This is a genomic window from Azoarcus sp. KH32C (assembly GCF_000349945.1).
Classification (GTDB): Bacteria; Pseudomonadota; Gammaproteobacteria; order Burkholderiales; family Rhodocyclaceae; genus Aromatoleum.
Genome location: NC_020548.1, coordinates 373,439 through 396,162 on the forward strand (window position 1 = coordinate 373,439; position 22,724 = coordinate 396,162).

General features: G+C 63.4%; 19 protein-coding genes. 7 read left to right on the top strand and 12 right to left on the bottom strand.

Annotated elements, in window-relative coordinates; translation table 11 throughout:
* Positions 1-36: 36 nt before the first annotated feature.
* From AZKH_RS24500 to AZKH_RS24510, 3 genes are all read right to left on the bottom strand, one after another.
* Positions 37-1,380: a DUF1329 domain-containing protein gene (locus AZKH_RS24500; RefSeq protein ID WP_015451994.1), complete on the bottom strand. Its 1,344-nt coding sequence runs from the start codon at positions 1,378-1,380 to the stop codon at positions 37-39.
* Positions 1,381-1,399: 19 nt separating this feature from the next.
* Complete coding sequence (locus AZKH_RS24505; RefSeq protein WP_015451995.1) at positions 1,400-3,088, bottom strand: DUF1302 domain-containing protein; 1,689 nt, start codon at positions 3,086-3,088, stop codon at positions 1,400-1,402.
* Positions 3,089-3,496: 408 nt separating this feature from the next.
* Positions 3,497-5,482 carry an AMP-binding protein gene (locus AZKH_RS24510; RefSeq protein WP_015451996.1) on the bottom strand — a complete coding sequence of 662 codons (1,986 nt, stop codon included), beginning with the start codon at positions 5,480-5,482 and terminating at the stop codon, positions 3,497-3,499.
* 732 nt (positions 5,483-6,214) lie between these two features.
* Between AZKH_RS24510 and AZKH_RS24525 the strand changes: the two genes are divergently transcribed.
* Positions 6,215-6,904, top strand: coding sequence for a transglutaminase family protein (locus AZKH_RS24525; protein WP_231874595.1), 690 nt, complete (start codon positions 6,215-6,217; stop codon positions 6,902-6,904).
* A gap of 53 nt (positions 6,905-6,957) precedes the next feature.
* Here the strand turns inward: AZKH_RS24525 and AZKH_RS24530 are convergent, their stop codons facing one another.
* Genes AZKH_RS24530 through AZKH_RS24540 form a run of 3 tightly spaced genes read right to left on the bottom strand, consistent with a single transcriptional unit; the run spans position 6,958 to position 10,903 of the window.
* On the bottom strand, positions 6,958-8,235 hold the full coding sequence (locus AZKH_RS24530) for an acetyl-CoA hydrolase/transferase family protein (RefSeq protein WP_015451999.1): 1,278 nt from the start codon (positions 8,233-8,235) through the stop codon (positions 6,958-6,960).
* On the bottom strand, positions 8,232-9,434 hold the full coding sequence (locus tag AZKH_RS24535; protein WP_015452000.1) for an acetyl-CoA acetyltransferase: 1,203 nt from the start codon (positions 9,432-9,434) through the stop codon (positions 8,232-8,234). The genes AZKH_RS24530 and AZKH_RS24535 overlap by 4 nt, the downstream gene beginning before the upstream one ends.
* A 2-nt stretch (positions 9,435-9,436) precedes the next feature.
* Positions 9,437-10,903: a 3-oxoacyl-[acyl-carrier-protein] synthase III C-terminal domain-containing protein gene (locus AZKH_RS24540; RefSeq protein WP_015452001.1), complete on the bottom strand. Its 1,467-nt coding sequence runs from the start codon at positions 10,901-10,903 to the stop codon at positions 9,437-9,439.
* 423 nt (positions 10,904-11,326) lie between these two features.
* Between AZKH_RS24540 and AZKH_RS24545 the strand changes: the two genes are divergently transcribed.
* From AZKH_RS24545 to AZKH_RS24570, 6 genes are all read left to right on the top strand, one after another.
* Positions 11,327-11,905 (top strand): MarR family winged helix-turn-helix transcriptional regulator, encoded by a 579-nt coding sequence (locus tag AZKH_RS24545; RefSeq protein ID WP_015452002.1) that lies wholly within the window; start codon positions 11,327-11,329, stop codon positions 11,903-11,905.
* A gap of 31 nt (positions 11,906-11,936) precedes the next feature.
* The gene (locus tag AZKH_RS24550; RefSeq protein ID WP_015452003.1) at positions 11,937-12,680 is read left to right on the top strand and encodes a tyrosine-protein phosphatase; all 744 of its coding nucleotides are present in this window, start codon (positions 11,937-11,939) and stop codon (positions 12,678-12,680) included.
* A gap of 100 nt (positions 12,681-12,780) precedes the next feature.
* The gene (locus AZKH_RS24555; RefSeq protein WP_015452004.1) at positions 12,781-13,965 is read left to right on the top strand and encodes an acetyl-CoA C-acyltransferase family protein; all 1,185 of its coding nucleotides are present in this window, start codon (positions 12,781-12,783) and stop codon (positions 13,963-13,965) included.
* Positions 13,966-14,007: 42 nt separating this feature from the next.
* Positions 14,008-14,757, top strand: a complete 750-nt coding sequence (locus AZKH_RS24560) for an electron transfer flavoprotein subunit beta/FixA family protein (RefSeq protein ID WP_015452005.1) — start codon at positions 14,008-14,010, stop codon at positions 14,755-14,757.
* A gap of 1 nt (position 14,758) precedes the next feature.
* Positions 14,759-15,691: an electron transfer flavoprotein subunit alpha/FixB family protein gene (locus AZKH_RS24565; protein ID WP_015452006.1), complete on the top strand. Its 933-nt coding sequence runs from the start codon at positions 14,759-14,761 to the stop codon at positions 15,689-15,691.
* 147 nt (positions 15,692-15,838) lie between these two features.
* A complete protein-coding gene (locus AZKH_RS24570) occupies positions 15,839-16,756 on the top strand; it encodes an SDR family NAD(P)-dependent oxidoreductase (RefSeq protein ID WP_015452007.1) in 918 nt (305 codons plus the stop codon).
* A gap of 294 nt (positions 16,757-17,050) precedes the next feature.
* Here AZKH_RS24570 and AZKH_RS24575 read toward each other — a convergent pair whose 3' ends face one another.
* From AZKH_RS24575 to AZKH_RS24600, 6 genes are all read right to left on the bottom strand, one after another.
* Complete coding sequence (locus AZKH_RS24575; protein WP_015452008.1) at positions 17,051-17,452, bottom strand: MaoC/PaaZ C-terminal domain-containing protein; 402 nt, start codon at positions 17,450-17,452, stop codon at positions 17,051-17,053.
* A gap of 1 nt (position 17,453) precedes the next feature.
* On the bottom strand, positions 17,454-17,882 hold the full coding sequence (locus AZKH_RS24580; RefSeq protein WP_051071811.1) for a MaoC family dehydratase N-terminal domain-containing protein: 429 nt from the start codon (positions 17,880-17,882) through the stop codon (positions 17,454-17,456).
* Between the two features lie 8 nt (positions 17,883-17,890).
* Positions 17,891-19,504 (bottom strand): enoyl-CoA hydratase-related protein, encoded by a 1,614-nt coding sequence (locus tag AZKH_RS24585; protein ID WP_015452010.1) that lies wholly within the window; start codon positions 19,502-19,504, stop codon positions 17,891-17,893.
* A 19-nt stretch (positions 19,505-19,523) separates the two neighbouring features.
* Positions 19,524-20,318 carry an enoyl-CoA hydratase-related protein gene (locus tag AZKH_RS24590; RefSeq protein WP_015452011.1) on the bottom strand — a complete coding sequence of 265 codons (795 nt, stop codon included), beginning with the start codon at positions 20,316-20,318 and terminating at the stop codon, positions 19,524-19,526.
* Positions 20,319-20,350: 32 nt separating this feature from the next.
* Positions 20,351-21,118 (bottom strand): glucose 1-dehydrogenase, encoded by a 768-nt coding sequence (locus AZKH_RS24595; protein WP_015452012.1) that lies wholly within the window; start codon positions 21,116-21,118, stop codon positions 20,351-20,353.
* A 237-nt stretch (positions 21,119-21,355) separates the two neighbouring features.
* On the bottom strand, positions 21,356-22,531 hold the full coding sequence (locus tag AZKH_RS24600) for an acyl-CoA dehydrogenase family protein (RefSeq protein WP_015452013.1): 1,176 nt from the start codon (positions 22,529-22,531) through the stop codon (positions 21,356-21,358).
* Between the last annotated feature and the right edge of the window lie 193 nt (positions 22,532-22,724).

The following is a 22,724-nucleotide window of genomic DNA, read 5'->3' on the forward strand; positions in this document are numbered from 1 at the left end:
ACGAGCTAGACGCCGCCGGGAGCCCCTTCCGGAAGATCAGCGGATTCCGCCACCAGCCAGGGCTTCCGGCGCCCATTCGCGGTCGGGAAGCGGTTGCACCTGACGCATGCCGCTGGTTTCGGCAGTGTAGAAATTCACCGCGTAGATACCTGAGATCAGGTCATAGAAACCGTGCATGTCCGCCGTCGGCGCGGGGATTTCATAGCTCGGCGTCATGTAGGCGAAGCCGGCGCGGTAAAGCTGACCGCGCAAGTCGTATTGATCGCTGGCGAGCGCTACCCACGAGTCCTCGTCGAGGTAGAGCACGCGCTTGCTGTAGATATGACGTTTACCCTCGGCGAGCGTCGCTTCAACGACCCACACTCGGTGCAGTTCCCAGCGAACCTCGTCGGGATTCAGGTGCATCGGCTTGAAGAGTTCGTCCACCTTCGAGTGGTAGGCCATCTTGTAGGTGTTGTAAGGAACGTATATTTCCTTCTTGCCCACGAGCTTGAAGTTGAAACGCTCCATCGAACCGAAGAACAGCCAAGTATCGTCATAAGTGGCGCTACCGCCCATAGAGGGGTTGGGCGTATCGAACGCGAGCGACGGCGCCAGCTTGGTGCGACGCTGCCCCGGCAGGTAGGCCCAGGCCCGCCGCCCCTTCTCCGCAGCATTAATGGCGTCATGAATCATGATGACTTCGCCACTGCGCCGCACAGGCTCCTTGTACTCGCTCTTCACGCGCAGCAGCAGTTCGGACGGCTTGCCGTCATCCCAGTAGGGGTAGTCGGCAGAGTACGTCCCGCCGGATGTCAGCGTGGGTCGGCCCGACGAATCGACGTAGAGTCCCTTGTAGTCGTACACCAAGCTGCGACCGCCGAATCGGGTGAGATGGTTCCACATCGCCTCGAAGCCGTCCTTCGGAATCGGGAACGGAATACCGGCGTGACAGCCTTCGAGCGATAATCCGCCGTTCGTGGTCTTAGCGGTCGTTGCGCATTTCTGAGTGTTATCGGTGATGTATTTCGGAAATGCCGCGGTGCGATGGGTCGGATACACGTCAATGCGGTATGACGGATACTTCTTCATTAGCGCCTTGGTTCCCTCCGTCAATTTATCGGCGAAGCGATCCAAGTTCTTGGCATCGATCGATGCGACCGGCTTTTCATTGGCAAATGGATCGGGGCGGATCCCGCTACCCTTTTGGTAGCCTTGCGGCGCGCTCGTGAGTCCTCCCGTATATGCCGGAATCGTTCCATCCGCGCTACCCCCCTTCTCTGCCCCCACCGGCGTGAGCGTGCTGCCGAGTTTGGCCGCTTCATCCGCCGTCACAGCCGCTGCAACGGCGCCGACATACACGGCTGCCGCGGCACCGATCAGCAAATATTTGATATTCATTTGTCGCCTCCTGCGGAAATCAGAATGTTGTCTTGAAGGTGAAGCTCACCCAACCGCGATCCTTTAGCAGGGTGCTCAGGCCGTTGGCCGAGGTGACTTGGGTCGTACCGGGCACGATGCCCGGCCCTTGTTTCACTTTGCCGAAATAGTCCACGAACTTCAGATCGAAGCGATATTTCGAATAGACGTCCGCTCCAATCCCAATGCTGTAATTGCCATTGCTTTCATTGCCACCGAGCTGCGTAGGCGAGTTTCCTTTCAATCCCCCTGAGACGGATATCGGCAAGGACAGGTCGACGCCCGGTAGCGCCTGGAGCCAAACCGGGGTAAAACTGAGTGCGAGTGCAAACATCTCCCGGGTTGCGCACCCGTCCCATTTGTCCCGGAACCGCGCACGAAGCACCGCTCTGCGGCTCTCGTCACAGACGCCATAGCCTTCACCAAAGAACATGTCGCGGTTGTCGGTAACCTTCTGCAAGCTCACATATGACAATTCCGCCGACCAACTTGCCGTGTCGAACAGCGCCGTCTCCGAAATCACGCCCAATGCGTTGACAACGGCGTGCAACGTCTCGCCACGCGCCTGAAAGGTGTTGCCATTTAGCGTTGGCGCCCCATTCGGGAACAGCACGGGTGCCAATGCGGCAGGCGCCGCTGCCAGCCCCAGAGTCTGCGCAGCCAGCGGCATGTTCTTCCGATAGGAAAGTTCGGCACCCACGCTGACGCCGGCAATCTGTTTCGATAGGCTGACGCCGAACAGGTCGATGTCCTCACCGAAATATTCGTGGTATTGCGACCCGGTGATGAAAATCGATGGGACCTTGTCCGTAAACCGCCGGTAATAGAATCCGAGGCTGCCGTCGAGCCACTCCGGGCTCCAGCGCGCGTTGACGCCCCAATCCCCGCTCCGCTGCGGCTTTTTCACGCCCCCGTTGATCAAGCTGGCACTCGCGCGATCCGATCCGTACATCAGGAAATCCGCCGGTCCCAGATAGGTACCTCCTTCCGGGATACGGGTCGGATCCCAGTCAAGAAAATATTGGGCGGCGATCGCCAAGTCGTCCTTAACCACGAGTTGCCCGGAGACATTGTTTAGTGGCAGGAACAACTCCTTTGCCTCGATGCCGGGTGTCGCGAATGCCTTACGCAAATCGAGGGGCATCTGGGAGTAGGAAACGCCATGCAGCGCGCCACTCAATCCCAGCGATTCACCCCAGAATACAGTGTGCTGGCCAGCCTTCAGCGTAAGCGGCATGTCCCCCAGGTCGAAGCGCCCGAAAACGAACGCGTCGAGCAATTCGCCCGACGGCCCACGATAAAAGCGCTTGGTGAAACTGCTGTATTTATCGTCGACATAGCTGCCGGCGATGGATGACGGGAGATGCGAATTACGCACGGACTCGCCATTCTGATACGCGTTGTCGTACCAGCCTGCCGCGCTTACGCGGAAGCCATAGTTTTTCCGGTAGATGAAGTCGAACTCCGTCAGCAGGTCGATTCGGTTCGTGACGACATCACCTTGGTCGAACTTCGACTCCCCTTCGTCGAAGTTCGGATTGTTGGCGATATTTCCGGCCTTCTCGACACGGACGCCGAGGTTGTACCGCACGGTGTTGTCCCAGCGCATCTGGACGTCGGGATTGTCGGTCTTGATCTCGGCTGCCTCGACGGCCCCGATCAGACTCAACGCCGCAGCAGTGGCAGCCAACTTCGGAAGCCCCTGGCCTGCGGTCCTTGTCTCCTTCCTTTGCTTTCTAGGCATTTTTTTCACCCCTTCGGGCCATATCGTGATTAACAAGCGCCTTCCTCAACTGCCACTACACGAAGACTCTGGCTTGCGCAGTTCGAAGATCATCGCATCGAGCGCGAACTCTTGTACGCAATACGATCGTATTGCTACATACCGTCCGTGTCAACATTAATAACAGCGCTCGCGAGCTTTTCACACTCATGCGATGCGGGCTCATCTCGCGACCAAGCAAGAGCGCCGGTCGCAAAAAGAAAGGAGATCAGGGACGAAGCCGAGAGGGGAGCGCGCACGCCGGGTTGGCGTGCGCGTCTTGTTCGAAGTCTGCGAAGCTCAGGCGCAGCGTTGACGCAGAAGGGAAATATGACTTCAGGAGACCGAGGCGGACGCCCCATTTACGACGTCGACGAACACTTCGAACTCGAATTGCTGGAACGCATGACGCAGGCGCTCCGAGAGCACAGCTGAATCGCCCGAACGCAGCATGACCGTCAGAACTACCCGCGGACGACGACCACTTTCATCCACCTCCACGTCGATCGAGCCGCTCTCACCCACAATGGCGGCAGCCGTGTTCCTCGATACGCGAACCATTGCATCAACGCGCAGCGCTGGCTTGGAGATTTTCCCCACCGCCGTCAGCGGCATTTGTTCGAGGACGATGATCTCGATCGGCACCGCCGCCCGCTCCTGCACCCGCTCGCGACATAGCTGAAGCAGTTCATCGGCGGCTACGGAACAACCGGCCTTCGGTTGTACGTAGGCAATCGGCATTTCCCCCTTTGCCGAGTCAGGTCGCCCGATGGCCGCTGCAGTCTGAACACCGGGATGGCACATCAGGACCTCTTCAATGAGTCTCGGGTCGATGTTGTGACCGCCACGAATAATGAGCTCCTTGGCACGCCCAAATATCCATCCGAAGCCCTGGGCGTCGAATGCACCCAAATCGCCGGTATTTGCCCAACGTGTACCGCCAGGCGCCCCCTGGACGAAGAATTCACCATCGAAATTCGCGTCGACATAGCCAGGCGTGACGCCTGGCCCGGTGACACACAGGACTCCGCGTTCCCCCGGCGCACACTCGCGCAGAAATGTGTTGCTCGCATCCACTTCGAAGGCCTTCACGGTGTGGTACGGCAGGCAGCTTCCGACCGAACCAACCAGCGGTTGCTGGCCGTCATTGCGATTCATCGTGACGACGCCGTGAATCTCCGACATGCCCCAGATCTCCCGCAGCCAGATTCCGAAGCGCTTATGGAAGGCGCGCATCAGTTCGAGCGGTACAGTACTCGCGCCGCAATTGAACGTGACGATGGAGTGACCTTCGGACGACACATCAGGAACCGCCAGTATGGCCGCAGCCGTCGTAGGCGTTGCGAGGACTGAAGTCATCCGGTAGTGCCGGGCAATGTCCCAGAAATTCCGAATCACCCCCTGATTTCGGAACCCGTCCGTGGTCAGGGTCAGCAGGGTCTGTCCGTAAAGCATGGTGCGCAGCGCGATCACGTTCAGGCCGCCGACATGGAAGTTCGGCATCGCGTGACCGACCACGCTATCGCGCTCCGATCCTATCACCGAGCCAACCATCCACGCATTGAGCAACTGGCCACGATGTGTCATGCGCACCAGTTTCGGCGCACCGGTTGTACCGCCGGTCGGCAGGTACATGACTTCCGCGTGAGGATCGTCCGTCGGTTCGAACACAAAGCGGTCGGCAGGGTAGGATTCGAGCGCACGCATGAAGTCGCTGGCCTGGTCGTCCGATTCGACTATCAGCACACGCCGCAAGGTCGGCACCTGGGCGCAGATGGCCTCGAGCTTGTCCCATGCCCCAGGCCCGAATTTCGCGGTGCTGATCACGAGCACCGTTGCCCGCGCCGCATTCATGATCGATGCCACGACCCGCTCTTCCAGGTAGGGATTGATCGGGCATGCGATTCCGGCTGTCTGCGCCGCCCAGGTTGCAATCAGCGCCTCCGGGACCATTGGCAGGATCAGCGCAACCGACGGCCGTTCGCTGCCGGAGACCGCGCTGAATAGGTTGGCCGCCTGCACGATCCGTTGCATCAACTCGGCATAGGTGATGATCCGCGGCGGAACCGCGAGATCCGCCGACCGGAGCAATATCAGCGCGGGCTTCGCCGGTTCGAGCGCGGCCGCTGCTCTGATGCACTCATAAGTCGTCCGACCGGGCAGCAGGTCTTCCGGTTGCACCTGCTCGATTGCCCGCTTGTCAGCATCGCTCCTCAGCCAGGCTCGCGCAATGCGCCCAGCCTGTGGCTCGCCACCCGGCAGCCACGGACCGCGCTCACCTGCGGTAGCATCCCCGGCCGCCATAACCTTGTCTTGTAGCATATCGTCTCCTCAAAATACCATTCGCAAAGCTGCCGGGGCCGTCGGCCTAATACGACGCCGACAGTTCGAGCACCTTTTCCGCAATGAAGCACATGGTCAGTTGCTCGGTGATCGGCGCAATCCGCGTTACCGTGACTTCGCGCAGCAGACGCTCGACGTGACACTCCTTCGCCCGAAGACGTTGCGCTCCTTCGCATAACGCATTCCCCGCCGCAGGGCGTCCTTGCCAATCGCAAATCGCCACGACAGCGATAAGGAAGTCCCGCACCAAGCCTCGGTGTCGCGATAATCGGTGTAGAGTGTGTCGTCCGCCGAGCTCACAATAGTTACGGCCATGACTCCCCCGCGATTGTTCAGCTGATGCAATACGTTGTCGCACAGGCACAACCAGATACGTTTTGATATAGTACTGTGCAATACCGTATATGTCAATAGTCGCTGATGCGGGCTTGCCTCATAGACGCCGGTTGCGAACGACGAAAGTAACGCACGAAACCGCCATTTGGTATTCTTGCATACCAGATTCTTGGGTATTATAGTTACGCAATTAACCGGTCTTGCCTCCATCCGGAGGATTGGCGCACAGGATCGGGTTGACGGCTCCGGCATCTCGCTCGGTCACTCAGTCGGCACAACCGGCGCCATCATCACGGTCAAGGCGATCTTCGAACGGGGCGACTGGTTGCAACCACTGCTATGGGTGCGCCACTGCAGGCTTGCCGGCGAGCTTCATTGAAACGTAAAGGTGAGACCGTGATTGATCGTGAGTATCTGGAGCCGGGGCAGTTCGTCGAAAGCGACACACTGGAAATCATTGCTTTCGCCCAACAGGCCGCCGGCCACGCGCGAGACGACATCAGCCGGTCCGTGTCGCTTTATGAAGCAGTAAGGGATCAGATCACGTACGATCCCTATGACAGGCTGGACCATGCGGAGTCATGTTCGGCGAAGCGGGCGCTCATGCGCAATCGTGGTTATTGCATCCCCAAGGCCGCACTGCTGGTTGCATGTGCCCGCGCTCTTGGCATTCCGGGACGATTGGGGTTCGCAGACGTACGCGATCATCTCGCTTCGCCGCGCCTGATCGAAGCCAACGAAGACGATGTGTTTCGCTGGCATGCCTACGCCGAACTGCATCTGGAAGGGAAATGGGTCAAGGCGACCCCCGCCTTCGATATGTTGCTGTGTAACCGGGTCGGAATTGAGCCTCTTCAGTTCGATGGACGCAACGACTCGATCTTCCATCCCTACGACCGACGCAATCGCAAGCATATGGAATATGTACTTGATCGCGGCCGTTTCGCCGATGTCCCGTTCGAGGCGATACTCGCCACCTGGCGAACTCATAGCCCCCGGCTGCTCGACGAAAGTTATTACTGCAGGGCGAAATCGTTCATCGAAGAGGTTCGACTCCGGTCGTAAGCGGTCACCGACGCGCGGACCTATCGACTCCCCGAGCGTCGAAATTACCTCGCTCAGAATTCGGTGAGCCGCGCCCGCCAGGCGGCGCGGAGCGCCTCGCGGTGATCGGGCGCGGAGATCGCGATGAGGCGTGCAGCCCGCTCGCCCAGGCTCGCGCCGCGCAGATCCGCGACGCCGTGTTCGGTCGCGACGAAATCGGCAACATGCCGCGGCGCACCGACGAGCGATGACGCATCGAGCCGCGGCACGATGCGCGAGACGGCGCCGCGCGAAGCGGTCGAGAGTAGTGCGAACGCAGTCCGCCCCCCTGCGGAAAGCTTGGCCCCGTGCGCAAAGGCCGGCATCCCGCCAGTGCCTGCGACGAGCCGTCCGCCCAGGCTGTCGCAATTGACCTGACCGAGGAGATCCACTTCGATCGCCGCGTTGATCGCAACGAAGTTGTCGATTGCCGCGATGCGCCGAACGTCGTGGGTCTCGGAGACCGGGGCGAAGCGGAAGCGCTCGTCTTCGGCCGCACGGCGGTAGAAGTTTTCGCCGCCGAGCGCGACACCCACGGTGATGCTTGCGGGCTCGTCGATCACGCCGCGCTCCAGCAGCGGCAACACCGCTTCGGTCGCCATCCCGGCATGCAGCGAAAGGCGCCGGTGCGAGGCGAGCGATTCGAGCACCGCGGTCACCATGCGGCCGATACCGAGCTGCAGCGTGTCGCCATCGCGCACGATGCCTGCCACGTGACAGGCGAGCTGCTGCAGCGGCGCGTTGGCGGGCTCGGGCGCGAGCGTGACAAGTGGCCCATCGGCCTCGACGACCACGTCGCACTCGTCCAGCTTCAGCGAGACTCCGCTTCGCGTCCGCGGCATGCGCGCGTTGATGTGCGCGACTTTGCGGTGTGCCCTCGCCCACACTGCCGGCACGAAGTCGTGGCAGATGCCGAGGCTTAGCCGCCCGTCGGCATCGGGCTCACTGACCTGGGCAATGGCGAGGTCGACGTCGAGGTTCGCCAGGTCACGCCAGGCGCCGAGGTAGTCGACCGGTAGCAGCTCAACTCGCCCGTCGAGAAATCCCGGACGGAAGCCGGGCATCATGAAGTAGGCGCGTTGCCGCGCTTCCGGGTGCAGGCCGACGTAGGCGGTGTCGTTGATGCCGGGGAAGAGCACCCCGACGAAGCGCACGCCGGCCGCGGCACCTGGGTCCGCCTTCAGCGCCTCCGCGAATGCCAGCGACTCGCCCGACGTGCCGGGCACGAAGACCGTCATGCCGGGCCGCAGGCCGCGGACGACTTCCGCCATCGACAGGCGCTGCGGCCGCATCGCGGTGGCGCCGATCGTCATGCGCCGAGGCGCCCGATGATGGAGATCGCGCAGACGTTCTGGTGCGGATGCCCGCCCAAGTTCTGCGTCAAGCCGATGTCGGCCTTGGCGAGCTGGCGTTCGCCGGCGCGGCCGAGGATCTGTTGATAGACCTCATAGACCATGCGCAGGCCCGATGCGCCGATCGGATGACCGAAGCATTTCAGGCCGCCGTCCACCTGGCAGGGAATCTGGCCGTTGCGGTCGTAGCGGCCTTCGAGGATGTCAAAGGGCGCGCGGCCCGGATCGCTCAGGCCGAGGTTTTCCATCAGCACGAGTTCGGTGATCGAGAAGCAGTCGTGCACCTCGATCAGGTCGAGCGCTTCGCGCGGATTCGCGATACCCGCTTCCCGGTAGGCCTTGGCCGCGGCGACTTCGGCGGTGCGCACCGAAGCGCCGTCCCAGTTGCTAAACTGCGCCTCTTCGCCGTTGGAGACAGCGAGCTGCAGCGACTTGACCGTCACGATGTCGCGCTTGCCCAGCTCGCGAGCGATCTCGGGCGTGGTCACGATCGCGCAGGCCGCGCCGTCGCTGACACCGCAGCAGTCGTACAGCCCCAGCGGCTCGGCCACCGTCGGCGCCTTCAGCACGTCCTCGATGGTGATCTTGTTGCGCAGGTGCGCCTTGGGGTTGAGCACCGCATTGCCGTGGCTTTTGACCGACACGTGCGCCATCGCCTGCTTGAGGTCGTCGCGGGACACGCCGTACTTCGCCTGGTAGGCCGACGCGAGTTGGGCGAAGGCGCCGGGCGCTGATGCGTTCGGCAGCCACAAGTCGGCCACCACGCCGCGGGTACGGACCGGCAAGCCGCCGTAGCCCGTATCCTTGAGCTTCTCGACGCCGAGCGCGAGTGCGATATCGTAGGCACCGGAGGCCACCGCGTACACCGCGCCGCGCAGGGCCTCGGTGCCGGTCGCACACGCGTTCTCGACGCGCGTCACGGCGATGTACGGCAGGCGCAGGCCCTGCGCCAGGGGGCCGGCCGTCTTGCCGACGTTGTTCTCTTCGAGGCACACGCCCAACCAGGCCGCCTCGATCTTGTTCCTTTCGATGCCGGCATCCGTCAGCGCCTCCGAGAAGGCCTCCAGCATCAGGTCCTCGGCGTTGTCCGACCAGCGCTCGCCGAATCGCGAGCAACCCATCCCGACGATCGCAACGCGATCACGAATCCCATTTGCCATGCTTATTCTCCCGCCTTGCGTTGCGGCTTCGCCTTCCAGAAATAGCGCCGGAATCCGCGCATCGAATCGACTTCCTTGATCCGGAACACCATGTCGAGGGGCACGCCGACCGCGAGGTCGGCCGGATCGCAGTCTGCGAACTCCATCAGTACGCGCGCCGCATTGTCGAATTCGACGTGGCCGAACATGAAGGGCGGACAGGGCTTGTACGACAGCCAGTCGCACGTGAAGCTGCGGATCTTCGCCGGCTCGTCGGCCAGGCGGTAAGGCTGCTGCGTATCGACCGCGCCGCAGTCCGGATTCACGCAGATCCGGCTGGCCGGGAACTGCACCGTTCCGCACTCGCTGCAATGCCCGCCGCTGAAGCCGTGGACGGTTTCCTCGGCGCGCCACGCGGCCGACAGCGCCGTCTTGTTGTCCATCTCGGCGCGCATGCCCCATTCGAGCTCGATCTGGCCGGTAAAGGACAAGTACTTGAGATAGTTCGTCTCGACCTGCCCTTCGTCGAGCCACGCGGGCTCGGCGTCGGCGCCGGTCGCCCTGTCCGTCGTCTCGAGCACCAGCGCATCGCAGCCGCTGCCGAACTGCACGACGAGGATCGTCTGTCCCGGCCCGGCTTTGGCGAGGGTGCGCGCCAGCATCAATAGTGGATGTGCGCTGCCGGTATCGCCGCAGCGGTCGAACAGCGGATCGACGATCGCTTCGGGCCGCACGCCGACCTTCTTCGCGACCATCGGCCCGACCTTGCGCAGTGCCTCGGGCATCACGAAGTGGTCGATCTTGCCCGCCTCGACGCCCGCCGCCTGCAGCGCCTGCTTCACGACGGGCGGCACGAGCTTCGAAAAGCCCTCGTCGCGCACCCAGCGCTCTTCCCAGCCGTAATCCCCGTCACGATCGGTCTCGCGAAAGTGGTCGACGAAGTCGGCGGTCAGGCTGGCCGAGCCGCGAAGCCGCGCGATCGGCTCGCCCTCCCCGACCAGCAATGCCGCAGCACCGTCCCCGGCCATCAGTTCTCCGGTGCTCGCCGGGCGCGGAATGCGCCGTTCGGAGGCGATCAGGAGTTGCTGTCCGCCGGAGCCCTCCAGCGCACGGATCAGCGCGCTGCTGCCCGCGCGCAGGCTGCCGCCGCAGTCGCTCGCGGCGAGCGCCTTCGGCAAGGCCAGCGCGGAGGCGACGACGGCGGCATTGAGCCGGTCGGCGAACGGCAGCGTCGTCGACGCAAGCGTCAGCGCCTCCGGCGCGGGAGTCTGGGCGGCTGCGAGTGTGCGCCGTCCGGCCTCCACCGCCATCGTGATGGCATCTTCGTCCCAGTTCGCCATGCTGCGCACGCCTTGGGCGAGGCCGCGCAAGCCCGGTGCCATCCAGCGGTGGCCCGCCGCGACCGACTTGCGGTCCAGGCGCAGCCGCGGCAGGTAGGCGCCGACTGCAAGGATGCCGCGATTGGTCGCGGCGCCGTCATTGGAATTCATCGTGAAATGCCTGCTCCGGTCGAGTCTTGGGCCGGAGATGTGCGCCGGTCAGCGCGCACCTGCTCTTGTTCGGTCATATACGCTCCTTACTGAGTCGCGTGGGCGGCTCTAACTGATACATATCGTCCTGGTGCATACTATGATTTGTCAAGTGTTTTTGTCTCGTTCAACGCTAACCGTATTCGAGAGCCGTCTTCGGCCGGCAAGCCGCTAGCGCACCGGATGCTCGAATTCCTCAATGAAACCGTCGAGTTTTCACTTGCTACGGCTGTGCCTGCCGATACATTGGCCCCTATGCACGACCGAGCCGATCCGGCTATATTGGAAACCGTATTTAGTCGTACAATATGCCGAATCTGGCAATCGGTACATGAACGACGCAGGCTTGAGGGCCTGCAGCCGCCACCAACAGGAAGGCAAGAAATGCGAGCAAAGGAATCCGGCCCGGCGACCTCAAGGGCCGCCAAAGCAATGTCGAACCCCACTCCGGCCGCCGCCGAACAGGCACCGAAGGCCAAAGCGGGCGACGCCGCCGCCCAGCGGCGCGACATCAAACTCGGCTACCTAATCCACGACGTGTCGCGTATGCGTCGCACGGTCTTCGACCAGTTGATGAAGCCGCTCGGCATCACCCGCGCGCAGTGGTGGGTGCTGGCGCATCTATCCCGCCACGACGGCATGGCCCAGACCCAACTCGCGGACATGCTCGACGTCGGCAAGGCCAGCCTCGGTTCGCTGCTGGACCGCCTCGAAGCGACTGGCTTCATAGAGCGCCGCCCCGACGCGACCGACCGCCGCATGAAGCGGGTCTTCCTGTCGCGGAGCTCGCAGCAACTGCTGGAAAAACTCGTGAAGATCGAGAGCGACTTCAACGAACAGATTCTCGGCAGTCTCAGCGACAACGACCGGAACGAACTCATCCGCATGCTCTCGTCGGTCAAGGAATCGTTGCTCTCGCTCGGGTCGGGCGAAGCGGCGAACATTGAAATCGACGGCGAGTGATCGACTAATCACGGCACGCCAGGCGCGGCCAGTGAATCCACGAGTGATCGCCCTGCAGGGCGCGACCAATTGCCGCGACCTCGGCGACATCCGCACGGCTGACGGGCGTGTCATTCGCCGTGGCCTGCTTTTCCGCTCGGATTCGCTGGCCGAACTGATCGGGGACGACTTCGAGCGGCTCGAGGCACTGGGCCTGCGCACCATTTGCGACCTGCGTCATGAATCGGAACGCATCCGTAAACCGAACCGCCTCCCCGCCGACACGCAGATCCGGCAGCACGCGATCGGCTTCTTCCCGCGCGGCGCCAAGGAGCTGATCCCCTCGCTCGGACCGCACAGCGACGAAATGACCGTGCATTCGGCACTCGCCGGCTATTACCGCAACTTTCCGCTGGACCATTCGAGCGACTACGCGCGGATGTTCGAGGCGCTGCTCGCACCGGACGCGATGCCTGCGCTGATCCATTGCACCAGCGGCAAGGACCGCACGGGCTTCGGCATCGCATTGATCCTGATGGCGCTGGGCGTATCTCGCGAAGACATCGTGGCCGACTACCTCCTGTCGAACCTCGCACCGCGGGACCTGCGCTACATGGTCCCGAAGGGCGTTCCCGATGCCGCGCTGTCGGCCTTGATGAAGGTGCGCGCGGACTATCTCGAAGCCTCCTTCGCCGCGATCGACGAGCATTGGTCGAGCGAACAAGACTTCCTCCACGACGCCGTCGGCCTTAGCGAGCGCGCGATCCGTCGATTGCGCGATCTGTTGCTCGTCTAACCCCACCGACAACACTCCTCGTTCGGATTCCGATTGATGCTTGCGCATCAATATTTGGTTCGCTATCATACGATCACAATACGTACCGTCTGGAGCTCCAATGACTACACGCGAAATCCTCCTCGTCGGTGCCGCCCGTACTGCTATCGGCACGTTTGGCGGCAGCCTGAAGGACGTTCCAATGCGGACGCTGGCGACGACGGCCGTCCGGGCCGCGATCGAGCGCAGCGGCGTCGAACCCGAGCGCATCGGGCATGTGGTCATGGGCAACGTGATCCCGACCGAGCCCGCCGATGCCTACCTGAGCCGAGTCGCCGCGATCGACTCCGGGCTGCCGAAGGAAACGCCCGCGTTCAACGTGAACCGTCTGTGCGGTTCCGGCCTGCAGGCCATCGTCTCGGCGGCGCAGGCGATCGCCATAGGCGACACCGACGTCGCGGTCGGTGGCGGCGCCGAATCGATGAGCCGCGGAATCATGATGATTCCGGCGATGCGCTGGGGCGCGCGCATGGGCAATACGGAAGTCGTCGACTACATGACCGGCATCCTGCACGACCCGTGGGAACGCGTGCACATGGGCATCACCGCCGAGAACGTCGCCGAGCGCTACGGCATCACGCGCGACATGCAGGACCAGCTTGCGCTCGAAAGTCAGCAGCGGGCCGCGCGCGCCATCGCCGAAGGCCGCTTCGCGAGCCAGATCGTCCCGGTCGAGATCGCGAGCCGCAAGGGCACGGTCGTCTTCGATACTGATGAGCACGTGCGCGCCAATGTCACACTCGAACAGCTCGCGGCGATGAAGCCGGTGTTCAAGCGCGACGGCCTCGTGACCGCCGGCAACGCCTCGGGCATCAACGACGGCGCCTCGGCGGTGGTGCTCGCCGAAGCGCGTGCCGCGGAACGCCTCGGGCTGAAACCGCTCGCCCGCCTGGTGAGCTACGCCCACGCCGGCGTCGATCCGCTCTACATGGGCATCGGCCCGGTCCCCGCGTCGCGCAAGGCGCTCGAAAAGGCCGGTCTGACCATCGCCGACATCGACGTGATCGAATCGAATGAAGCTTTCGCCGCGCAGGCCTGCGCCGTCGCGCAGGAACTCGGCTTCGATCCGGCGAAGGTGAACCCGAACGGCTCCGGCATCTCGCTCGGCCATCCGGTCGGCGCGACCGGCGCGATCATCACGACGAAGGCCCTCTACGAACTGCAGCGCACCGGCGGGCGCTACGCGCTGGTGACGATGTGCATCGGCGGCGGCCAGGGCATCGCGGCCATCTACGAACGACTCTAAGCCCTCTGCCCCCTATCCCACGCACACGAGGAGTGGAAACCCATGAAAGTCCTGGTCCCGGTTAAGCGGGTGATCGATTACAACATCAAGGTCCGCGTCAAGGCTGACGGCAGTGGCGTCGATCTCGACAACGTGAAGATGGCGATGAATCCCTTCGACGAAATCGCCGTCGAGGAAGCGGTGCGCCTCAAGGAAGCGGGCAACGTCACCGAGGTCGTTGCGATTTCGTGCGGCGTCTCGGCCTGTCAGGAGACGCTGCGCGCGGCCCTCGCGATCGGCGCCGATCGCGCAGTGCACGTGAATACCGACGTCGAACTGCAGCCACTCGCGGTCGCGAAGCTCCTGAAGGCGCTGTGCGAGCGCGAACAGCCGTCGCTGGTCATCTGCGGCAAGCAGGCGATCGACGACGATTCGAACCAGACTGGCCAGATGCTCGCCGCGCTGCTCGATTGCGGGCAGGCGACTTTCGCGTCGAAGGTCAAGCTCGAAGGCGGCGCGGCGATGGTGACGCGCGAAGTCGACGGCGGCCTGGAGACGCTGTCGCTGGAGCTGCCGGCCGTCATCACGACCGATCTGCGTCTGAACGAGCCGCGCTACGCGACGCTGCCGAACATCATGAAGGCGAAGAAGAAGCCGCTCGACACGGTCTCTCCCACCGACCTCGGCGTCGAGGTCGCGCCGCGCCTGAAGACGCTGAAGGTCATCGAACCGCCGACCAGACAGGCCGGCGAAATCGTCCCGGACATCGCCATGCTGGTGTCCAAACTGAAGAACCAGGCAAAGGTGATCTGACATGGCTATTCTCGTCATTGCCGAACACGACGGTCGCAGCCTCAAAGGGGCGACGCTCAACACAGTCACGGCCGCGGCGCAGATCGGCGGCGACATCCACGTGCTGGTCGCCGGACGCGGCTGCGTAGCCGCTGCCGAGGCGGCGTCGGGCATCCAAGGCGTGACCAGAGTCCTGCTCGCCGACGCGCCGCATCTCGAAGCGCTGCTCGCGGAAGACATCGCCAAGCTTGTCGCCGGTCTCGCCGGTGCCTACAGCCACGTGCTCGCGCCAGCGACCGCCTTCGGCAAGAACTTCCTGCCGCGCGTCGCTGCGCTGCTCGACGTCGCGCAGATTTCCGACGTCGTCGCGGTCGAATCGGCGAACACCTTCGTGCGTCCGATCTACGCGGGTAATGCACTGGCCACGGTGTCGAGCGACGATGCGGTCAAGGTGATCAGCGTGCGTTCGACAGCCTTCGAAAGTGCCGTCGACGGCGGAAGCGCGCCGATTTCGCCGGTCGCCGTCCCGCAAGGCTTCGCCCGCACCCGCTGCATCGGGCGCGAACTCGCGACGAGCGCACGGCCGGAACTTGCCGACGCCAAGGTAATCGTTTCCGGCGGACGCGGCCTCGGCAGCAAGGAGAACTACAACGCCGTCCTGGAACCGCTCGCCGACGCCCTTGGTGCGGCCCTCGGCGCGAGCCGCGCGGCGGTCGATGCCGGCTTTGCCCCGAACGACTACCAGGTGGGCCAGACGGGCAAGATCGTTGCCCCGCAGCTCTATATCGCCGTCGGCATCTCTGGCGCGATCCAACATCTGGCCGGCATGAAGGACTCGAAGGTGATCGTCGCGATCAACAAGGATCCCGAAGCACCGATCTTCCAGATCGCCGATTACGGCGTCGTCGGTGACCTCTTCACGCTGGTGCCGGAGCTCGTCTCCAGCCTCAAATGACATATCCGGGGCAGTTCGCTTTGCCCCGGCGCAGGTTTTGGTAATCCCTCGGCAGGGTTCAGACCCTCTCCCTCCTTTCCTGCCGAGGTTTTTTTTGGGTCCTAAGGAATCTAATGAACAGCCGAGAAACCACATGGTGGAGATGAAATGAACGGCAAATTGCTGGAGGGCAAAGTCGCCCTCGTCACCGGCTCCGGGCGCGGCGTGGGCCGCGGGATCGCACTGGATCTGGCTGCCGCCGGTGCACGGGTGGTGGTCAACGACATCGGCGCTTCAACGACCGGAGAAGGTTCAGACCTCGGCCCGGCGCAGCAGGTCGTCGAAGAGATCCGCGCTGCGGGCGGTCAGGCGGTGGCCGACACCCATTCGGTCGCCGACTGGGACGAAGCGCACGCGATGGTGCAGACTGCGCTCGACGCCTTCGGCCGCATCGACATCGTCGTCAACAACGCCGGCATCCTGCGCGACACGATCTTCCACAAGATGACGCGCGAGGAGTTCGAGGCCGTCATCAACGTGAACCTCAATGGCCCGTTCTACGTCAGCCGCGCCGCCGCGCCGCACTTCAAGGAACAGAACGGCGGAAGCTACGTGCACATCACGTCGAGTTCCGGCCTGATCGGCAACTTCGGCCAGGCCAACTACGCCGCCGCCAAGCTCGGCGTCGCGGCCCTCTCGAAGAGCATCGCGATGGACATGCAGCGCTTTAACGTCCGCTCGAACGCCGTCGCCCCCTGGGCCTGGACGCGCATGGTCAACACCATTCCTGCGGAAACCGAGGAGCAGAAAAAGCGTGTCGAGGGGCTGATGAAGCTGATCCCGGAAAAGATCGCCCCTTTCGTGACGGCGCTGTCCAGCGATGCCGCCGCGGGAGTGACCGGCCAGATCTTCGGCGTGCGCAACAACGAGATCTACCTCTTCTCGCAGTCCCGCCCGATCCGCACCGCCCACACGTCGGACGGCTGGACGCCGGAATCGGTCATCGAGCGCGTGTTCCCGATGTTCGAGAACGACTTCTACCCGCTGCACCGCTCCGGCGACGTGTTCACCTGGGACCCGGTATAGCCGCAGCGATTTCCTCCTCGCCGATTTGAACCCTCCACCTCCTCCTCGGATCGGAGATTCAGCCCGCTCGATGAGCGGGCTTTTTTCGTCATCACTGGAACGCTCGAGCGGTGGCTGGACGACGTCGAAGCCGTGATCAATCAGCTCAAGGTCAGGACATCCGATTTTCGATGACCGTCTCGCAAGCTTCATCTTCTCCGGAAGGGCATGGTCGTCTCGACCTGCTCTTCTCCAGGCACCACTCTCCTGGACGGCGACGATGGCCTCCGACTACATAGGAAACCAGATCAGCCGCTAGAGACCGACTTTCGCGCGACCGCTGACGATTCGCCGACCTTCGTCGGTCAGCATCTCCAGCGCGACTTCGGCATATTCGCCGTTACGCTCGAGGAGGCTCATCGACACACGCGTCGGCTCGCCGACCTTGAGCACGCCTTCGAACCGGGTCGAAAAGCCGAGGATGGCGTCCGATTCGAAGTGATCGGTCAGGAGACGGCCCAGCACGGCCATATTGAGCATCCCGTGCACGACGAGATTGTCGAAGCCCGCCTTGCGTGCGAAGGCTTCGTCGAGGTGCAGCGGGTTCATGTCGCCCGAGGCTTGGGCGTACTGCGCCAGCTCGTCCTTGTTGCGCGCCGGGCAGACGCATTCGGCCAGCACGGCGCCGATTTCGGCGTTGATCAGGTCGATGCCCATTTCAATGGCTCCGGGGAGCGTTGCGGACCAACACGATCTGGCGCGACCGGGCGACGAGCATGCCGGACGGCCCGGTGAAATTCGTCTCGATGACGATGAAATCCATCTCGCCGCCCTTCTTGTCGTACAGGTCGGCGACGCGGCGCTCGACCTTGAGCTCATCGCCGACGCGCACCGGCGCCAGATAATCGAACTGCTGTTCGGCATGCAGCACGCGCGGCAGCGGCACCCCCAGCGCATCGAGGATGCGACGCGAACTGTTGTCCTCGCCTTCGAGCACTTTCAGGAAGGTCGGCGGAGCGATGCCCGCGCGGTACAGCGGGTTGCGCTCGCCGATGGCGTCGGCGAAGCGCGCGATGCGTTCGGGCGTCGCCGTCACCTTGAACGGCGGCAACGCAAAGCCGAGGAACTTGCGGTCGATCGCCATCATCGGCCCCTTCAGCAGGTGGCTTGGGCGAACAGCGACACCACTCCGTCGGGCCAGGCGAACAGCGCCGTGTCGCGCGCCCGTGCTTTCTCCGCCCAAGCGCGCAACGACTCCGGACCGTGCTGCAAGGCGTAGCAGAAGGGGCCGCCGCTGTAGGCCGGCGCAATGCCGGCGACCACTGCCGCGGAATCGGCGAGTTCGATGTCTTCGACGCCCTTGTCGAGCCAGGTCCGGATTGCTGCCAGAGAGACGGCGAGCAATTGCTCCTCTTCGCTGCAGCCGGCGGCGCGGGCCGCTGCGCGGACTTTCGCCAGGGATTCCAGGTAGGACGTCGCGCCACGACTCACGAGCACGGCGTCAGCGCCCAGCCACTGAGCGACAGCCAATGCGGCATCACGGCCTGCCGCATCCTCGCCGTCGACGACAACTTCGACGGCCCGTCCGTATTCGGACTTTGGCGCGGCCCATACGCCAGCTCGTGCGTTCCCGACGGCGACGCCATCGGTAAGCCACGCGACTTCGGTGCCGGCCGGCGCTTGCGTACCGTTCATGCGAACAGCCACGTCACCGGCCCCGAGTTCGTCGGGCCCGACCACCTTCGCACGCCCCAGCAACAGCCGGCTTGCGACCGCTTCGCCGCCCTCCCCGATAACCGCTACCTTGGCCGTGCGCGGATCGAGCGCAATCGGCGCGGCCTTCAGCGAGCGCTGACGGTTGAGGAACAGCGACAGGATCATGTTGCCCGCGACCCGGTTCTGGATCAGGCCGACGAAGATGTCCATTTCGTGATCGAGCGCCGCATCGACCGGAATGGTCCAGCCGTCGATCACGCAGTTCATGATTGCGGTATAGGCCGGGTATTTCTCGATGAGATCGTCCGACAGCCTGAGTCCGGCAGCGATACGCTGGTGCGCGCCGGAGGCGGTGAGATCCAGTTCGCCGTCGTCGAAGCTCGACTCAACACGATCCCATGGCTGCATCGCAATCACCGGTGAATCGGCCATGGCAAGCGCCTTGCGGCGTGCCGCGTCAATCAGCACGTCGGCGCTCACGACTTCATCCACCAGCCCGCACTCCAGCGCCTGCGCCGGCTTCAGCGGGTCGCCCTGCAGCAGCATGCGCAGGCCGAGCGCTGCACCGACGAGGCGCGGCAAACGCTGCGTGCCGCCCGCGCCGGGCAGCAGGCCCAGCTTGATTTCGGGCAGGCCGAGCATCACCCCGGGGCCGTCCGCGGCCACGCGCGCGTGGCAGGCCAGACACAGTTCGAGCCCGCCGCCCAGCGCCAGACCATTCACGGCCGCGACCCACGGCTTGCCGCTCTTTTCGAGACGCCGGAAGATGTGCCCCAGCCGGCCGCACAGTCCTACCAGTTCCGAATGCGAGTCGGTCCGGGCGCGCTCGGTGAACATCTTGACCATCGCCAGATCAGCGCCCGCGATGAAGGCGGACTTGCCGGAGGTCACCACCACTGCCCGCACCGCCGGATCCTCCTCCACGTGGATGACGAGTCGCTCGAGCGAATCCATCAGGTCCATGGAGAAGACGTTCATCGAACGGCCCTGCATGTCGATGCATGCCAACAGGACGCCGTCCTTGCCCAGTTCGATCTTGATGTTCTGATCCATTGCGCGCCCGGATGCTCGGTTAAACGTACTTCTTGAACTCGGGTTTGCGCTTTTCGTTGAACGCGCGCACGCCTTCCTTCGACTCTTCGCTCTGGTAGTAGCCCTTCACCGCCGCCACGCCCATGAAGCTGATACCACGGATGTTCTCGCTGTCGGCGTTGAACGAACGCTTGGCGATCGCGATCGCGGTCGGGCTCAGCTGGTTGATCTCGGCGGCCCAGGATTCGCACTCGGCATCGAGTTCCTCGTGCGGCACGACCTTGTTGACGAGCCCCATCTCCAGCGCCTCCTGCGCCTTGTAACGGCGGCACAGGAACCAGATCTCGCGCGCCTTCTTCTCGCCGACCATGCGGGCGAGGTAGGCCGTGCCGAAGCCGGGGTCGACCGAGCCGACCTTCGGGCCGACCTGGCCGAACTGGGCCTTCTCGGACGCGATGGTCAGGTCGCAGATCGTCGCGAAGACGTTGCCGCCGCCGATCGCAAAGCCCTGCACGCGGGCGATCACGACCTTGCGGCAATCGCGGATCGCGCTCTGCAGTTCCTCGATCGGCAGGCCGACCATGCCGCGCGGGCCATATAGGCCGTCTTCGGAGAGGTGCACCTTCTGGTCGCCGCCGGTGCAGAAGGCCTTGTCGCCGGCGCCGCCGAAGATCACGGCGTTGACCGACTTCTCTTCGTCCGCCATGCGGAAGGCCTGGATCAGCTCTTCCACGGTCTGGGTGCGGAAGGCGTTGAAGACTTCAGGGCGATTGATGGTGATGTAGACGGCGTTCGCGCCGACTTCGTACAGAATGTCTTTGAATTGCGTGCTCATGGTTTCTTGCCCGATGGATGTGAGAGGGGAAATCAGCCGTGCATCGTCAGGCCGCCGGAGATGCTGATGGTCTGGCCGGTCATGAAGGACGCGTCGTCGCTCGCGAGGAAGGCGACGAGGCCCGGGTAGTCGTCCGGCTCGCCGATGCGGCCGAGCGGCACGCCGCGCACCATCGCGTTGCGGATCTTTTCGCCCTGCTCGCCGGTGCCGACGAAGGCGTCCATCGCCGGGGTGTTGGTCGGCCCCGGGCAGACGCAGTTGAGCAGCACGTTATTGCGCGCCACTTCGCGCGCCAGCGCCTTAGCGAAGGAAATCGTCGCGCCCTTGCAGCCGGAATAAACGACTTCACCCGAGGAGCCGACGCGGCCGGCATCCGACGCGATGAAGATCACCCGACCGCCGCCGCGCTGGGCCATGCCCGACACCACCGCGTGGGTCATGTGGATCGGCCCGAGGTAGTTGATGTCGACGATCTTGCGCCAGAAGTCCGGGGTGGTCTTCAGGAAGGCGGTCGGGGTATCCCAGCCGGCGTTGTTCACCAGCGCCCAGGTCGGCCCGAGGCGCGATTCAATCGCCGCCACCGCCTGCGTAACCTTGTCGTAGTCGGTGATGTCGCACACTTCAAAATCGGCCTTGCCGCCGGCCGCGCGGATTTCCTCGACCGCCGCGTGCGCGGCCTGGCCGTTGAGGTCCAGCACGCCGACCGCCATCCCCTCTTCGGCCAGACGCTTGGCGATTGCCAGCCCGATGCCACTTGCCGCGCCCGTTACCAGCGCGACCTTGTCCTTGAGTCCTCGCACAACTGTCTCCTTTCAAGCGGTTAATCAATTCATATTCGATATATAGAACCATGCGCTGAGCCTTGCTTTGCTCGCTGACGGCCTTGGCCTATTCGTTGATGTGGGCCTATTTGTCAGCACACACCCTCGTTCTGCGCCATCCGCAGCTCTTGCCCTTCGGGCGAGTTGCGGTTCCAACGCTCTGCAGCCTTTCAGAATGCTCCGTTGGGCTCCGCTTGCCGACTTTCGTAGGCCGCTTCAGGAGGAACTGCCCACCTCTTGCGCCTTCTTCTCGGCAAACAGGTTTCGCCCGATCAAGTACTTCATGATTTCAATGGAGCCCCCGGCGATTTTTACGATGCGTGCGTCGGCGTAAGCGCGCGCGATCGGGTATTCCCACATGTAGCCCCAGCCGCCGAAGAGCTGCAGACATTCATCGACGACCTTGCAGTGCAGGTTCGACAACCACATTTTGGCCATCGCCGCGTCGATCGCATCGAGCTGGCCGCGCATGAAGAGCTCGATGCAGCGGTCGGTGAAGACGCGGCCGATGACGGCCTCGGTATGCAGTTCGGCGAGCTTGAACTGCGTGTTCTGGAAGTCGCCGATGGTCTTGCCGAAGGCTTGGCGGTTGGCGGTGTAATCGACCGTGTAATCGATCACTTCCTCGGCGACCGCCGCCGAACGGATCGCCTGCGCGAGGCGTTCCTGCGCGAGCTTGGTCATCATGATCGCGAAGCCCTGCCCTTCCTCGCCAAGGATCGCGCTCGCCGGCACGCGCAGGTCTTCGAAGAACAATTCGGACGTGTCCTGCGCCTTGAGGCCGAGCTTCTCGAGGTTCTTGCCGCGCTTGAACCCTGGCAGGCTGGTATCGACGAGGAAGAGCGTGATGCCCTTCGCACCGGCGTCGCGGTCGGTCTTCGCGGCGAGCACCAGCACGTCGCACATCTGGCCGTTGGAGATGAACACCTTCTGACCGTTGATGACGTAGTCGTCGCCGTCGCGCACTGCCCGCGTGCGGATGTTCTTGAGGTCGGAGCCGGCGTGCGGCTCGGTCATGCCCAGCGCGCCGATCGCCTCGCCGCTGACCATCCGCGGCAGCCACTGGCGCTTCTGCTCCTCGTTGCCGAAGGACTTGATATAGGTGGCGACGAGGTCGCAGTGGATCAGGAAACCCGGGCCGGTGTAGCCGCACTTCGCGATCTCTTCGAACACGATCACGTCGAACAGGTACTCCAGCCCGAGGCCGCCGTATTGCTCGTCGACCGTGCAGCACAGCAGCCCGGCCTCGCCTGCCTTGCGCCACACCTCGCGCGAAACGATGCCGTCCTTCTCCCACTGCGCGTGGTAGGGACGGATCTCCTTGTCGATGAACTTACGCACCGTGTCGCGAAACATCTCGTGCTCTTCACTGAACAGGCTGCGCTTGATCATGGTGTGCTCCATGTAGTCGGGTGTTGTCGAGGACGGTTTTACGTATGGTAGCGTACGATAGTTAACGCGACAAGATGATTTTGTAGCGTACTAATTTTTAGTTCTCAAGTCCTACACACTCTGCACACCGTCCGTTTTTCAAAGCGGTTTAGCCTCACGCATTTCATTGCTTTATGATGTTCTTGCATACTAA

Coding starts and splice junctions, on each gene's coding strand:
- AZKH_RS24500 (WP_015451994.1), bottom strand. CDS start 1,380: ATGAATATCAAATATTTGCTGATCGGTGCCGCGGCAGCCGTGTATGTC.
- AZKH_RS24510 (WP_015451996.1), bottom strand. CDS start 5,482: ATGCTACAAGACAAGGTTATGGCGGCCGGGGATGCTACCGCAGGTGAG.
- AZKH_RS24530 (WP_015451999.1), bottom strand. CDS start 8,235: ATGACGATCGGCGCCACCGCGATGCGGCCGCAGCGCCTGTCGATGGCG.
- AZKH_RS24535 (WP_015452000.1), bottom strand. CDS start 9,434: ATGGCAAATGGGATTCGTGATCGCGTTGCGATCGTCGGGATGGGTTGC.
- AZKH_RS24540 (WP_015452001.1), bottom strand. CDS start 10,903: ATGAATTCCAATGACGGCGCCGCGACCAATCGCGGCATCCTTGCAGTC.
- AZKH_RS24545 (WP_015452002.1), top strand. CDS start 11,327: ATGCGAGCAAAGGAATCCGGCCCGGCGACCTCAAGGGCCGCCAAAGCA.
- AZKH_RS24555 (WP_015452004.1), top strand. CDS start 12,781: ATGACTACACGCGAAATCCTCCTCGTCGGTGCCGCCCGTACTGCTATC.
- AZKH_RS24560 (WP_015452005.1), top strand. CDS start 14,008: ATGAAAGTCCTGGTCCCGGTTAAGCGGGTGATCGATTACAACATCAAG.
- AZKH_RS24565 (WP_015452006.1), top strand. CDS start 14,759: ATGGCTATTCTCGTCATTGCCGAACACGACGGTCGCAGCCTCAAAGGG.
- AZKH_RS24570 (WP_015452007.1), top strand. CDS start 15,839: ATGAACGGCAAATTGCTGGAGGGCAAAGTCGCCCTCGTCACCGGCTCC.
- AZKH_RS24575 (WP_015452008.1), bottom strand. CDS start 17,452: ATGGGCATCGACCTGATCAACGCCGAAATCGGCGCCGTGCTGGCCGAA.
- AZKH_RS24580 (WP_051071811.1), bottom strand. CDS start 17,882: ATGATGGCGATCGACCGCAAGTTCCTCGGCTTTGCGTTGCCGCCGTTC.
- AZKH_RS24585 (WP_015452010.1), bottom strand. CDS start 19,504: ATGGATCAGAACATCAAGATCGAACTGGGCAAGGACGGCGTCCTGTTG.
- AZKH_RS24590 (WP_015452011.1), bottom strand. CDS start 20,318: ATGAGCACGCAATTCAAAGACATTCTGTACGAAGTCGGCGCGAACGCC.
- AZKH_RS24600 (WP_015452013.1), bottom strand. CDS start 22,531: ATGATCAAGCGCAGCCTGTTCAGTGAAGAGCACGAGATGTTTCGCGAC.